Source organism: Mesorhizobium sp. NPDC059054 (assembly GCF_042739215.1).
Taxonomy (GTDB): domain Bacteria; phylum Pseudomonadota; class Alphaproteobacteria; order Rhizobiales; family Rhizobiaceae; genus Mesorhizobium.
Genome location: NZ_JBHYHV010000002.1, coordinates 1,164,755 through 1,177,148, shown reverse-complemented (window position 1 = coordinate 1,177,148; position 12,394 = coordinate 1,164,755). Strand labels below are relative to the sequence as shown.

The window sequence follows — 12,394 nt, the reverse complement described above, 5'->3', positions numbered from 1 at the left end:
TCGAGGGTCAGGTAGAAATGCGGGATGGTCGACTTCGCCTCGACCAGACGCCGGGCGATGGTCTTGCGCATATTGTCGTGCGGGACAAGCTCGTAGGAGCCCTCTTCGAACAGTTTGAGCACCGCTTCGTCCGACATCGGCTTGGCAACGGGGGCAGCAGCCGGAGCAGCGGCAGGCGCCGCAGTTGGAGCAGCCTTCGCCACGCCACCACCGGCAATCGCCGCCTCGACATCCGCCTTCACCACACGCCCATGCGGGCCGGAACCGGTGATGCCTGCGACGTCGACGCCGGCATCCTTGGCGATGCGGCGAGCGAGCGGCGAAGCGAAGGTACGATCACCGCCATTCGCTGGCGCAGCTCCGTCCGCAGCCGGTTTCGGTGCGGCAGGCGCGGCGGAAGGTTCAACCTTGTCTGCTTCTGCCTTAGGTGCCTCAGCTTTTGCCTCAGCCTTGGGAGCTTCGGCCTTGGCCGGAGCGGCTTCCCCACCCTTGGCAGCAGCGCTCGCATCTTCACCTTCGGCTGCCAGGATGGCGATCACGGCGTTGACCTTGACGCCTTCGGTACCGGCTGGGACGACCAGCTTGGCGACGGTGCCCTCGTCAACCGCCTCGACCTCCATTGTCGCCTTGTCGGTCTCGATTTCTGCGATCACGTCGCCCGGCGAAACCTTATCGCCTTCCTTGACCAGCCATTTGGCGAGATTGCCCTCTTCCATGGTTGGCGAGAGGGCCGGCATGGTAATGTTGATCGGCATGTTGTCCTCCCGGCCAGATCAGCGATAGGTGACGGCTTTCACCGCCTCGATCACTTCCGCGACATTGGGCAGCGCCAGCTTTTCAAGGTTGGCCGCGTAAGGCATCGGTACATCCTTGCCAGCGATGGTGATGACCGGCGCATCGAGATAGTCGAAAGCCTGACGCGATACCTGGTTGGCGATGAAATCGCCGACCGAGGACTGCGGGAAGCCCTCTTCCACCGTGACCAGACGGTTGGTCTTCTTCACTGAGGCGATGATCGTGTCGAGGTCCATCGGCCGGATGGTCCTGAGATCGATGATCTCGGCATCGATACCCAGCTTCGCAAGTTCCGCTTCAGCCTTGATCGCATAGGTCATACCAATGCCCCAGGAGACGATGGTGACATCCCTGCCAGCCTTGTGGATGCGTGCCTTGCCGATCGGGAGAACAAAATCATCCAGCTTCGGCACGTCGAAGGAGTGACCGTAGAGAATCTCGTTTTCGAGGAAGATGACCGGGTTCGGGTCCCGGATCGCCGCTTTGAGCAGGCCTTTCGCGTCAGCCGCGCTGTAGGGCTGCACGACCTTGAGGCCGGGAATGTGGCTGTACCAGGCGCCATAGTCCTGGCTGTGCTGCGCCGCAACGCGGGCTGCCGCGCCGTTCGGGCCACGGAACACGATCGGAGCGCCCATCTGGCCACCGGACATATAAAGCGTCTTCGCCGCCGAATTGACGATCTGGTCGATCGCCTGCATGGCGAAGTTGAAGGTCATGAACTCGACGATCGGCTTCAGGCCGGTCATGGCGGCACCGACACCGACGCCGGCAAAGCCATGCTCAGTGATCGGCGTATCGACGACGCGTTGCGGGCCGAATTCCTGCAGCAGACCCTGGGTGATCTTGTAGGCACCCTGGTACTCGGCGACTTCCTCGCCCATGACGAAGACATCCGCGTCGCGGCGCATTTCCTCGGCCATGGCGTCGCGCAACGCTTCGCGCACAGTGGTCGAGACCATTTCAGTCCCGGCCGGAATATCGGGATCGGCGGCCACTTCGGACTTGGGCGCGGCGGCCACGGGAGCAGCGGCGGCGGGCTTTTCAGCCGGCGCGGGCTCTGCAGCGGCAGGCGCCTCGGTCTTCGCCGGAGCGGCAGCCTTCCCGAGATCGCCGGCGCTTTCGCCTTCCTGCAAAAGGACCGCTATCGGCGTGTTGACCTTGACGCCTTCCGAACCGGCGGCGATCAGGATCTTTCCAAGCGTGCCTTCGTCTACAGCTTCCACTTCCATGGTCGCTTTGTCGGTCTCGATCTCGGCAATGACGTCGCCCGGGGCAACCTTGTCACCCTCGTTCTTCAGCCATTTCGACAGATTGCCCTCTTCCATGGTCGGCGAGAGCGCGGGCATGAGAATTTCGATCGGCATGGTCGCACCCTCCCCTTATACCAGAATGTCCGTCCACAGCTCGGAAACATCCGGCTCGGGATCGGTCTGCGCAAAGTCGGCGGCATCGGCAACGATGTCACGCACTTCCTTGTCGATGGCCTTGAGATCGTCCTCGCTCGCCCATTTCTTGGCCGCAAGACGTGCCTTGACCTGCTCGATGGGGTCATGCTCGGAGCGCATCTTCTGCACCTCTTCCTTGGTGCGGTATTTGGCCGGGTCCGACATGGAGTGACCGCGATAGCGATAGGTCTGCATCTCGAGGATGATCGGGCCGTTGCCGGAGCGGCACCATTCGGTGGCGAGATCGCCCGCTGCCTTGACCGCGCGCACGTCCATGCCATCGACCTGAATGCCAGGGATGCGGAACGACAGGCCGCGCTGCGAGAAATCGGTTTCGGCGGACGAGCGCGTCACCGACGTGCCCATGGCGTAACGGTTGTTCTCGATCACGTAGATGACCGGCAGCTTCCAAAGCGCGGCCATGTTGAAGCTCTCATAGACCTGACCCTGGTTTGCGGCACCGTCGCCGAAATAGGTCACCGAAACATTCTTGTTGCCGCGATATCGGTTGGCAAAGGCCAGCCCCGTGCCCAGCGACACCTGCGCGCCGACGATGCCGTGGCCACCGTAGAAATTCTTCTCCTTGGAGAACATGTGCATCGAACCGCCCTTGCCCTTGGAGTAGCCTCCGCGGCGTCCGGTCAGCTCTGCCATCACGCCGCGCGGGCTCATGTCCATCGCCAGCATGTGGGCGTGATCGCGATAGGCGGTTATCATCTGGTCGCCATCGATGAGAGACATCTTGAGGCCCGTAACGACCGCCTCCTGACCAATATAGAGATGGCAGAAGCCGCCGATGAAACCCATGCCATAGAGCTGGCCGGCTTTTTCCTCGAAGCGACGCATCAGGAGCATCTGGCGGTAAGCCGCAAGATCCTGCTCCTTGGTGAAGTCCAGAGGTTTGGGGGGTGTCAAATTAGGCGATTTGCCGTTGGATTTGGATTTGGCAGGCGCTTTTCTGGCGGCGGTTGCCATGCTTCACTCCCTGTTGGCGTCTCTTCGCGGACCCTAGAGTGTTTCCGTTTTTCACGGAAAACACTCCAATTCTTCGGCTCTGCGCAATTCCGAACGCAAAACCGTTGCGCACTTTTGCTGGAATTGCTCCGGGGAGATGTTTGCGCCTCCCCACCGATTGGGAAAAGGCTAGCATGCAAGATGCCGTTACGCCATGCGGAAAAATGCATGGCTGGCATGCATGTAAGCGCTTAGAAATATTGGAAATAACGCCGATTAACCGATATCGAGTTAATTGGCTTTTGACGGCAACATGATGACGACTTCATTGGCGCTCGTCACATTCAGCGCCCGCCGCGCCTGCTCGTCCAGCATATCTTTCTCGATCGAACCGTCATGCAGAAGCCTGACACGCTGCTCGATCTCCATTCGGCGCTCCTTCACCACCGCAAGCTGCTGCTGCAAGCTTGCGACCTGCTCCTGGAGCCGGGCCCTTGAATTGATGCCGAAGGCGCCATGATAGGCATGGTAGCCGAAATAGCTCAAAACGACAGCGCAGAGCGTCGGCACGATCAGCCGTCCGGCATTTGTCTGCTTGTGCTGGCGTGTCCACATGGCGCGACTCCTCGTCCACCTCTTGTCGCTCGATTGTGCTTAATGGAGGGTTACGATGGCAGCTGGATGCCACTATGGGCGCCCGCAATGCCCTCTCTTTCTGGACGGGGCGGACGCTGGGATTTTATCAAAAGACACGCTGCAGCGAGCGCGACAATTCGAAACCGGCGCCCCCGACATTGGTACAGGTCACACCTTTGCGCGCGGAACGGCAGATGACGGCGCCATGGCGCGCACTCTCTCCATACGGCAAAACCGGGTAGTCATCGGCGATGGTGTCGCCCACGCACAAATACTCGCCTTCCCTAGAACTCGCTTTGAGGCCAAAATCGTGCCCCCATTCCAGCTCGCAGTAGGCCGGCCGATGAGCCAACAGGTTCGAAACCGTGGCGATGCTGCAGCGGACCGATGAGGCGTCGTAGAACAAACACTGGATATTGCCGGTCGGTGAACGGAAACCCTTTGGAGGCTCCTGTGCAAAGGCTGCCGTCTGACAGACGGCGGCCATCGCAAGTATGATCGTCCGGAGACCGACCTTTGCGGTCAGTCGCTGGCAACAGGCATTGTCGGGTCCTGCCATCAGGCCCGGAGAACCGAAGTGCCGGCATAGCGAGCCTGCTTGCCGAGTTCTTCCTCGATCCGGATCAGCTGGTTGTACTTCGCCATACGGTCGGAACGCGACAGCGAACCGGTCTTGATCTGTCCGCAATTGGTGGCGACGGCGAGATCGGCGATCGTGGAATCCTCCGTCTCGCCGGAGCGGTGCGACATCACGGCGGTGTAGTTTGCCTTGTGCGCGGTCTCCACGGCCTCCAGCGTTTCGGTCAGCGAACCGATTTGATTGACCTTGACCAGGATCGAATTGGCGACACCCATCTTGATGCCGTCACGCAGACGCGCTGAATTGGTGACGAACAGATCGTCGCCGACCAGTTGCACTTTCTTGCCGATCAGGTCGGTCAGATACTTCCAGCCTTCCCAATCGTCTTCGGCCATGCCGTCCTCGATCGAGATGATTGGATAGTCGGCCGCGAGCTTGGCCAGATACTTGGCCTGCGCCTTGGGATCGCGGGTCTTCTTCTCGCCTTCATAGACATAGTTGCCGTCCTTGAAGAATTCGGTCGCTGCGCAATCCAGTGCCAGCGCGACGTCCTGGCCCGGCTTGAAGCCGGCTTTCTCGATCGAGGCCATGACAAAGTCGAGTGCCAGCGGAGCGCTCTTCAGGTTCGGCGCGAAACCGCCCTCATCGCCGACATTGGTGTTGTGGCCGGCCTCCTTGAGGCCTTTCTTCAGCGTGTGGAAGATTTCGGAACCCCAGCGCACGGCGTCGCGCAGCGTTGGCGCGCCGACCGGCATGATCATGAATTCCTGGAAATCGATCGGATTGTCGGCATGCGCGCCGCCGTTGATGATATTCATCATCGGCACCGGCAATACGCGGGCGTTGGGACCGCCGACATAACGATAGAGCGGCAGGCCGGACGATTCAGCTGCCGCCTTGGCAATGGCGAGCGACACCCCCAGGATGGCGTTGGCGCCGAGCCGGCTCTTGTTGGCGGTACCGTCCAGTTCGATCATGGTCTGGTCGATCTGAATCTGGTGTTCGGCCTCCATGCCGCCGATCGCCTCGAATATCTCGCCATTGACGGCCTCGACAGCGTGCTCCACGCCCTTGCCGAGATATCGCGGACCGCCGTCCCGCAATTCAACCGCTTCATGAGCGCCGGTAGAGGCACCGGAAGGCACCGCGGCGCGACCCATCGAGCCGTCTTCGAGAACGACGTCGACCTCGACTGTCGGGTTGCCGCGGCTGTCGAGGATTTCACGGCCAACTATGTCGATGATGGCGGTCATTTGAGGCTCCTGCTTGGGATAGGGACGATGCGCAAGGTGCATCGGCGGGGTGACGCTGCGCAAACTCAATAGCCAAAGCCTCGCGAAACGCAACGCAAAGAAGACGAGTTTTCGCCCTTTCTCAGGCGGCAGGCTTCACCGTCGCGTTGAATTTGCCCATCAGGTAGGGCCCGGACTGGACCGGCTGGTAGCGTGGCGCCTCCCCTGGCTCCAGACAGGTATCGATACACGAGATCTCCTGATGCCAGTTTGGTTGGTGGAAGAAGGCGAGCGACTGGCGTCGCGACGATTTCATCGCGCCAATGTCCGGATTGATGACCCGGTGCAGCGTCGACACCCAGCGGTCGTTCGTCCAAAGCGCCATCAGGTCGCCGATGTTGATGACGAAGGCGCCTTCCACGGGCGGCACTTCACGCCAATCGGCCTCCGGAGTGAATATCTGCAAGCCACCGGAGCCTGGCTGCGGCAAAAGGATGGTCAGACTGCCATAGTCGGTATGCGCGCCGGCACGCAGTTGACCGGCAAGCGGCGGCGTATCTGTCTCAGGATAGTTCAGCGCTCGCAAGGCGCTGATCGGCCGATCGATCATCGACTGGAAATAGTCTTCCGGCAAGTCGAGCGCGACCGCGAAGACCCGCATGATGCGTGCGGCAAGATCTTCCATCGCAGCGTAATATGCCTTCCAGGCATCAACAAAACCGTCGGGCGCCTCCGGCCAGATCGTTTCAGCATAACAGAATGCGAGTGCCTGCGGATCGGTCAGCCCTTCCGGAACCGAAAGCGGACCGCCGTTGAAACTCTCCTTGAGATCCGGCGGCGTATCGGCACCCTTGGATTTGGCCAGGGCCTCGGCGCCCGGGCCGAGATAGCCGTAAGGATAGCCCGGATAGGGTGCTCTCACCTTCTCCTTGAGTTCGGCAGTCTGGTCGAAGAAAGCTCTGGCCTTTGACCACACGGCATCAATCACTGCTTGCGGCACAGAATGCCCGCTGATCGCCAGGAAACCTGTCGCGCGGCAAATCTTGTCGACCTCACGGCCGAGCGCCTTGCGGCCAGCGGCATCCGCCAGCTCGAAACGCGAAAGATCGAAAACCGGAAACGACGCAGCCATTTTCCGCTCCCATCAGATTTTTGTTCCGATGGAAGCATAACTTTCGTGCGAGCCGCTTCAATGAGGAAGCGTTGTTCCAGCCAGCCGCACCAGGCTGTGAACCCAAAACTCGGCATGAGCCAGGCCCTTGACTTAGAGTGCACTCTAACCCGTAGCTTTCTGTGCGTCGTGACGAACGAGGGCATTGATGAAGATTGGCGAGCTGGCGAAGCGTTCGGGACTGTCTGCCTACACCATCCGCTACTATGAGCGGATCGGGCTGCTTCCCCATGCCGACAGGGACCAATCGGGCCAACGTGACTACGACGCGTCGATCCTGACCTGGATAGAATTTCTCGATCGTCTCAAAACGACTGGGATGCCTATTCGGGAAATGCTGCGTTACGCAGCCTTGCGGGAGCGCGGCGTCAACACGGAAGCAGAGCGCGGCGCGTTGCTCGATCAGCACCGCGAGCGTGTCCGTGCACATGTAGCCAAACTGCAAGCCTGCCTTCTCGTCCTCGACAACAAGATCGCCGGATATGCCGGCGTGGAACAGAGGATGAAAGACTATGACGCATCAATCCCCGAACATCAGCGAAAGCCGGCTGGAACGCGGCAAGCGGGCGCTCGCTGAAATCGACGGCGAAGCGGGCCACAATGTCATTGCCGCGCTGGCTGACATTGCTCCCGACTTCGCAAACTACGTGTTCGAGTTCTCGTTTGGCGACATTTACAGCCGGCCCGGCCTCGATCTGCGCGCCCGTGAGATCGCGACCATCGCAGCGCTGACGGCGATGGGAACCGCGACCCCGCAACTGAAGGTCCATATCGAGGCAGGACTGAATGTCGGGTTGACCAAGGCCGAAATCACCGAAACCATCATCCAGATGGCGGTTTATGCCGGCTTTCCTGCGGCGCTCAACGGGCTGTTTGCGGCCAAGGATGTCTTCGCCGCCCGGTTCCCTGTCCATCAGGGGGAAACGGCATGATCAACCTTCTCGCCCCCTGACCTGCGCGCTCTTGCTCTCTCCGCGACTGGAATAGCCGCCCATTCTGATGGCGCGGTCCACAGATCAAATCGGGGGGACGGCACGGTCGAGCGGATCACTCAAGACGGGATGCGCTCGACCGTGCTAAGGGGTCACCTCTCCTGCCGGCATCGCTATCGACGCCATGGGCGCGCTATTCGTCTCATCCTGCTCGGGCGACCATATCGTCCGCGTCGCCCCGGATACAGACGGCTGCGCACTGATTGGTCTACGGCCTAGTCCGCGAGAATGAAAGTGACCTTCATGTTGACGCGGTAGGCGACGATCTTGCCGTCCTCGACCACGATCTTCTGGTCCTGGATCCAAGCACCTTCGACATTCTTGAGGGTTTTGGCGGCGCGTTCGATGCCTTTCTCGATGGCATCCTGGAAGCTTTTCTTGGAGGAAGCGGTGATCTCGGTAACGCGGGCGACGGACATGTCCTACTCCTGACGACGAGCCAATTTGCCCGGCGAGCCTACAACCGGGCGATATGGCCGGCAACCGAAGATGGTCTCGCAGCTCGCCCGGCGGTCAGGCCTTGGCCACCTTGTCGAACGCCATCAACCTTTCCAGCAGTGCGGGCATATCTTTGAACGGCACCATGTTGGGCCCGTCCGACGAGGTCGAGTTGTCGGGATCTTCATGCGTCTCGATGAAGACACCCGCCACGCCGACAGCTACCGCCGCACGCGCCAGCGTTTCCACGAAGCGGCGTTCGCCGCCCGAAGTGGCCCCTTGCCCGCCCGGCTGCTGCACGGAGTGGGTGGCATCGAAGATCACCGGCGCGCCGATGTCGGCCATGATCGGCAAGGCCCGCATGTCGGAGACCAGCGTGTTGTAACCGAACGAAGCGCCACGCTCGGTCACAAGCACGTTCGGGTTGCCTGAATCGGTGAGCTTGGTCACCACGTTCTTCATATCCCAGGGAGCCAGGAACTGCCCCTTCTTCACATTGACGACCTTGCCGGTCTTGGCGGCGGCGACGAGCAGATCGGTCTGACGCGACAGGAATGCCGGGATTTGCAGCACATCGACATGCGGCGCCACGATCGCGCACTGCTCCTCGGTGTGGATATCCGTCAGGATCGTCACGCCGAGTTCCTTGCGCAGTTCCGAAAACACCGGCAACGCAGCGTCCAGCCCCGCGCCCCGCGTGCTGCTCAGCGAACTGCGATTGGCCTTGTCGAAGGAGGATTTGTAGACCAAGCCAATGCCGAGCCTTCCCGTCAATTCTTTCAGCGCACCGGCCATGTCGAAGGCATGCTGACGCGATTCGAACTGACACGGCCCGGCGATCAACGACAGCGGTGCGTCATTGGCGAACAGCGTGTGCCCGACAGTCACCTTGGCATTGGGTTTGGTCATTTCAGGTCCTCGAAGATGAAGGCCGCACCTTGGTCCGATGCGGGCGGCACGACAAGCCGGCCGTTCCGCAGATGGTGCATGATGCCGGCCGAAACAAGCAGGCGTTCGGTCGCGCTACGGTCGGCCACGGAAAAAATCACAGCGACGAAACGAAGTGCGGTGCGCCCACCGGCAGCAATCCCGAACTCGGCCTCCAACTCCTCCGGCCGCATCACGGCTACGTCCGCGTTTGGCAACACCAACCGGCCATTTGGCAAAGCCGAGACATGGCTGCCGCCAGCAGCCTTGGCCAGAAGAGCGTGCTGCCCAGCCGGATCGTCGCTGACAGCCGCGATGCACCGTATGGCAATTGCACCATTGGCGTGAACTTGCAGGGCCGCACGATCCACGTTCGGCGCATTGATCCTCTGGCAAGTGAAGACGAAGGCGTCCGGGGTGTCACGACCGGATGCGAAGGCAAGCCTGAACGAAACAGTATCGCTCTTGCCGGAGCGATCGGTGAAAGGACGTGAGAAATCGAGCTTTTCGCCCGCCGAAATGCCAGCCTCGACATAGGCTCGGTGATCGGTGTCGGCATCTTCTGTACCGAAGACGATGGCTGAAAACCCTTCGGCACCATGATCCTCGCGATAGGTATGATCCCGAGCAACGAAGACATTGCCAGCCATGATCGCCTGCGCCGCCACTTCTGCATCGCCCACTGCAAGCGGCTCCAGGAAAGTACCGTCGGCAAGGTATACGCAGCAGTTTTCGGTGCCGAATGGATGAACGCCACGCGGAGCCACTGTGAACCCCAGCGCCGTGAGACGCGCCTCGGCGCTTTCGAGCGTGGCTGTCGGCAACACGATATGATCAAGCGGATGGATTGGTCGCTGCATGTTGGCGGCGGTGTGCATCATTCCGGCTGCCGGTTCAAGAAAAATGGCTCTTCAGGCGCGCCACTGTCCCCTGCCACGATCCTGCGTCAGCTGCGTGACGCTCGCGCACGAATGCGCCGTTGACGCACGGAATGTCGACTCACTTCCTTTTTAGGTCGATCCGCTAAATCGTCCGGCGAGAAGCCTTCTTCTTGTTGAATATCTTTTTTGGGAAAACCCGCAAATCGGTTTCTTCCCCTTCCCCAACGGCAGGCATAATCTTCCTGCCCAAAAAATAAGGTCATCAGAGGGGAATTGCTATGACCATACCTGGTGCGTCACCCAATCTCTACAATGAGGACCTGGCACCTGCCAAGGTTCGCAACTGGGGACCGTTTTCTATCTTCAACGTGTGGACGTCGGACGTCCATAGCCTGTGGGGCTATTATCTGGCCGCCAGCCTGTTTCTGTTCTGCGGCGGCTTCTTCAATTTCATCGTCGCCATCGGCATCGGCTCGCTCATCATCTATGCGCTGATGAACATGGTCGGTTATGCCGGGGTCAAGACTGGCGTGCCCTACCCGGTGCTCGCCCGTGCTTCCTTCGGCATCTGGGGCGCCAACATACCGGCGCTGGTGCGGGCCATAGTCGCTTGTTTCTGGTACGGCGCGCAGACGGCCGCGGCTTCCGGCGCCATCGTGGCGCTGCTTATCCGTAACGAAAGCATGCTCGCATTCCACCAGAACAGCCACATGCTCGGCCATTCGACATTGGAGGTGATCTGTTTTGTGGTGATCTGGGCGCTGCAGTTGCTCATCATCCAGAAGGGCATGGAAACGGTGCGTCGGTTCCAGGACTGGGCCGGGCCTGCGGTTTGGGTGATGATGCTGATCCTGGCCGTCTATCTCTGTGTAAAGTCGGGTAAATTTGCCTTCACGAGCGACATCCCGCTGGATGTGTTGCGCGAAAAAACCAAGGACGCCGGCATTCCGGGCGATCCAGGCTCATGGACGGCGCTTTTTGGCGTCGCTGCCATCTGGGTCACCTATTTCTCGGCGCTTTATCTGAATTTCTGCGACTTCGCCCGCTATGCGCCCGATAAGGCAGCCTTGCGCAAGGGCAACATCTGGGGCCTGCCGGTCAATCTCATCCTGTTCTCGCTGGTTGCCGGTGTAACCACCATCGCGGCATATGATGTCTACGGCGATGTGCTTTTGCATCCCGACCAGATCTCGGCCAAGTTCGACAGCTGGTTCCTGGCGCTGCTGGCGGCACTGACCTTCGCCGTGGCCACGCTCGGCATCAATGTGGTGGCGAATTTCGTCTCACCGGCCTTCGACTTCGCCAATGTCTTTCCGAAGCAGATCGACTTCAAGAAAGGCGGCTACATCGCGGCCTTGATTGCCCTTGTGCTCTACCCGTTCGCGCCCTGGGAAGGCAGCGCAGCGTCCTTTGTGGGCATTATCGGCGCCACCATGGGTCCGATCTTCGGTGTGATGATGGTGGATTACTACCTGATCCGCAAAGGCGAGGTCGACGTCGATGCGCTTTACCGCGAAGACGGCGAATTCCGGTTCCAGAACGGCTGGCATGTGAATGCCTTCGTCGCCGCAGGCATCGGCGCCATTTTCTCGTCGATCCTGCCCAATTTCACCGACTGGTTGCCGACGTGGTGGGGTGTCTATGGCTGGTTCTTCGGTGTCGCGATCGCCGGCATCCTCTACTATGTCCTGCGCTCGGCCTCGGCCAACGTACCGGTAAGGGCCTGACGCAACATTTGCTGGGGCGCGTTCGCAAGGCGCGCCCCGTCCTTTCCAAACCGATAGTAGGCCGTAACTACGCCCCTACCATCTCAGCCAGCTTGCGCACCGTGTTCCAGTTGCGCGAGGTTCCGATACCAAGCCGCTTGTGGCCGACAGCAGTGAGCAGGCGCGAATTGGGCCTCTCGCGCGAAAAGACGATCCAGATGTCGCCATTCACCAATGCGATCTTTTCATCGTCGGCCACATAGGGCGTCAGCGTATCGGCAACGGCCTCCGGCACCGGTTGGCGCATGACTCGCACAGCGACCTGGCCCGCCACCTTAGCAGACTCCTGCGGGAATGGGTTGCCCGCGGCGAATGCTCCCCAGCCAGACGCATCGCGAACAATGATGTCGACGTGACGGCCGAAGGTCTGCGGGAAAGCTGCTTCCAACCGGCTTTCCAGTTCGCTTATCGGCGTTTCCGGCGCATCGAACACCAGGTTGCCGCTGGCAGCGAGCGTGCGCGTGTTGCTGAACCCCAACCCCTCGGCCATAGCCTTGAGATCGGCCATCACGACGCGACGCTGCGGCGTCAGCACAATGGAATAGAGCAGCGCAATATAGGTCCGCACCGCCCTGCC

Annotated in this window: 14 protein-coding genes; 3 read left to right on the top strand and 11 right to left on the bottom strand. The window is 60.5% G+C overall.

The annotated features are described in order from the left end of the window. From ACFWXH_RS13495 to ACFWXH_RS13465, 7 genes are all read right to left on the bottom strand, one after another. On the bottom strand, window positions 1–755 hold a 755-nt coding region (locus ACFWXH_RS13495; RefSeq protein WP_379120865.1), incomplete at its 3' end, for a biotin/lipoyl-containing protein. Window positions 756–773: 18 nt separating this feature from the next. Continuing rightward, window positions 774–2,159 carry a pyruvate dehydrogenase complex E1 component subunit beta gene (locus ACFWXH_RS13490; RefSeq protein ID WP_379120863.1) on the bottom strand — a complete coding sequence of 462 codons (1,386 nt, stop codon included), beginning with the start codon at window positions 2,157–2,159 and terminating at the stop codon, window positions 774–776. Between the two features lie 15 nt (window positions 2,160–2,174). Next, a complete protein-coding gene (gene pdhA, locus ACFWXH_RS13485) occupies window positions 2,175–3,215 on the bottom strand; it encodes a pyruvate dehydrogenase (acetyl-transferring) E1 component subunit alpha (protein WP_054310851.1) in 1,041 nt (346 codons plus the stop codon). Between the two features lie 270 nt (window positions 3,216–3,485). Continuing rightward, window positions 3,486–3,809, bottom strand: a complete 324-nt coding sequence (locus ACFWXH_RS13480) for a septum formation initiator family protein (RefSeq protein WP_054310852.1) — start codon at window positions 3,807–3,809, stop codon at window positions 3,486–3,488. Window positions 3,810–3,936: 127 nt separating this feature from the next. Then, the gene (locus ACFWXH_RS13475) at window positions 3,937–4,317 is read right to left on the bottom strand and encodes a DUF6636 domain-containing protein (RefSeq protein WP_379120858.1); all 381 of its coding nucleotides are present in this window, start codon (window positions 4,315–4,317) and stop codon (window positions 3,937–3,939) included. Window positions 4,318–4,388: 71 nt separating this feature from the next. Next, window positions 4,389–5,663 carry a phosphopyruvate hydratase gene (gene eno, locus ACFWXH_RS13470; RefSeq protein WP_379120856.1) on the bottom strand — a complete coding sequence of 425 codons (1,275 nt, stop codon included), beginning with the start codon at window positions 5,661–5,663 and terminating at the stop codon, window positions 4,389–4,391. A gap of 121 nt (window positions 5,664–5,784) precedes the next feature. Further along, window positions 5,785–6,774: an isopenicillin N synthase family dioxygenase gene (locus ACFWXH_RS13465; protein WP_379120854.1), complete on the bottom strand. Its 990-nt coding sequence runs from the start codon at window positions 6,772–6,774 to the stop codon at window positions 5,785–5,787. A gap of 187 nt (window positions 6,775–6,961) precedes the next feature. Here ACFWXH_RS13465 and ACFWXH_RS13460 point away from each other — a divergent pair, with 187 nt between their 5' ends. Together ACFWXH_RS13460 and ACFWXH_RS13455 are read left to right on the top strand one after the other, a co-directional pair. Next, window positions 6,962–7,390 carry a MerR family transcriptional regulator gene (locus tag ACFWXH_RS13460; protein ID WP_054310856.1) on the top strand — a complete coding sequence of 143 codons (429 nt, stop codon included), beginning with the start codon at window positions 6,962–6,964 and terminating at the stop codon, window positions 7,388–7,390. Next, entirely contained in the window at window positions 7,326–7,745 is a 420-nt protein-coding gene (locus ACFWXH_RS13455; protein WP_379120852.1) for a carboxymuconolactone decarboxylase family protein, read from the top strand. The genes ACFWXH_RS13460 and ACFWXH_RS13455 overlap by 65 nt, the downstream gene beginning before the upstream one ends. Window positions 7,746–8,020: 275 nt before the next feature. Here the strand turns inward: ACFWXH_RS13455 and ACFWXH_RS13450 are convergent, their stop codons facing one another. The 3 genes from ACFWXH_RS13450 to ACFWXH_RS13440 all read right to left on the bottom strand — a co-directional run bounded on the left by ACFWXH_RS13450 (window position 8,021) and on the right by ACFWXH_RS13440 (window position 10,051). Continuing rightward, window positions 8,021–8,224 carry a dodecin family protein gene (locus ACFWXH_RS13450; protein WP_379120850.1) on the bottom strand — a complete coding sequence of 68 codons (204 nt, stop codon included), beginning with the start codon at window positions 8,222–8,224 and terminating at the stop codon, window positions 8,021–8,023. Between the two features lie 94 nt (window positions 8,225–8,318). Next, window positions 8,319–9,152: a 3-deoxy-8-phosphooctulonate synthase gene (gene kdsA, locus ACFWXH_RS13445; RefSeq protein ID WP_379120848.1), complete on the bottom strand. Its 834-nt coding sequence runs from the start codon at window positions 9,150–9,152 to the stop codon at window positions 8,319–8,321. Next, window positions 9,149–10,051 (bottom strand): VOC family protein, encoded by a 903-nt coding sequence (locus ACFWXH_RS13440; RefSeq protein ID WP_379120846.1) that lies wholly within the window; start codon window positions 10,049–10,051, stop codon window positions 9,149–9,151. Before ACFWXH_RS13440 ends, kdsA begins: the two co-directional genes overlap by 4 nt. A gap of 278 nt (window positions 10,052–10,329) precedes the next feature. Here ACFWXH_RS13440 and ACFWXH_RS13435 point away from each other — a divergent pair, with 278 nt between their 5' ends. Beyond that, window positions 10,330–11,778 (top strand): NCS1 family nucleobase:cation symporter-1, encoded by a 1,449-nt coding sequence (locus tag ACFWXH_RS13435; protein ID WP_379120844.1) that lies wholly within the window; start codon window positions 10,330–10,332, stop codon window positions 11,776–11,778. A 67-nt stretch (window positions 11,779–11,845) separates the two neighbouring features. Here ACFWXH_RS13435 and ACFWXH_RS13430 read toward each other — a convergent pair whose 3' ends face one another. Then, window positions 11,846–12,385, bottom strand: a complete 540-nt coding sequence (locus tag ACFWXH_RS13430; protein WP_379120842.1) for a DUF1697 domain-containing protein — start codon at window positions 12,383–12,385, stop codon at window positions 11,846–11,848. Window positions 12,386–12,394 lie beyond the last annotated feature (9 nt).

Bases quoted from the DNA above. Each gene is read 5' to 3' on its own strand.
- ACFWXH_RS13490 (WP_379120863.1), bottom strand. From the start codon at position 2,159: ATGCCGATCGAAATTCTCATGCCCGCGCTCTCGCCGACCATGGAAGAG.
- pdhA (WP_054310851.1), bottom strand. From the start codon at position 3,215: ATGGCAACCGCCGCCAGAAAAGCGCCTGCCAAATCCAAATCCAACGGC.
- ACFWXH_RS13480 (WP_054310852.1), bottom strand. From the start codon at position 3,809: ATGTGGACACGCCAGCACAAGCAGACAAATGCCGGACGGCTGATCGTG.
- ACFWXH_RS13475 (WP_379120858.1), bottom strand. From the start codon at position 4,317: ATGGCCGCCGTCTGTCAGACGGCAGCCTTTGCACAGGAGCCTCCAAAG.
- eno (WP_379120856.1), bottom strand. From the start codon at position 5,663: ATGACCGCCATCATCGACATAGTTGGCCGTGAAATCCTCGACAGCCGC.
- ACFWXH_RS13465 (WP_379120854.1), bottom strand. From the start codon at position 6,774: ATGGCTGCGTCGTTTCCGGTTTTCGATCTTTCGCGTTTCGAGCTGGCG.
- ACFWXH_RS13460 (WP_054310856.1), top strand. From the start codon at position 6,962: ATGAAGATTGGCGAGCTGGCGAAGCGTTCGGGACTGTCTGCCTACACC.
- ACFWXH_RS13455 (WP_379120852.1), top strand. From the start codon at position 7,326: ATGACGCATCAATCCCCGAACATCAGCGAAAGCCGGCTGGAACGCGGC.
- ACFWXH_RS13450 (WP_379120850.1), bottom strand. From the start codon at position 8,224: ATGTCCGTCGCCCGCGTTACCGAGATCACCGCTTCCTCCAAGAAAAGC.
- kdsA (WP_379120848.1), bottom strand. From the start codon at position 9,152: ATGACCAAACCCAATGCCAAGGTGACTGTCGGGCACACGCTGTTCGCC.
- ACFWXH_RS13440 (WP_379120846.1), bottom strand. From the start codon at position 10,051: ATGATGCACACCGCCGCCAACATGCAGCGACCAATCCATCCGCTTGAT.
- ACFWXH_RS13435 (WP_379120844.1), top strand. From the start codon at position 10,330: ATGACCATACCTGGTGCGTCACCCAATCTCTACAATGAGGACCTGGCA.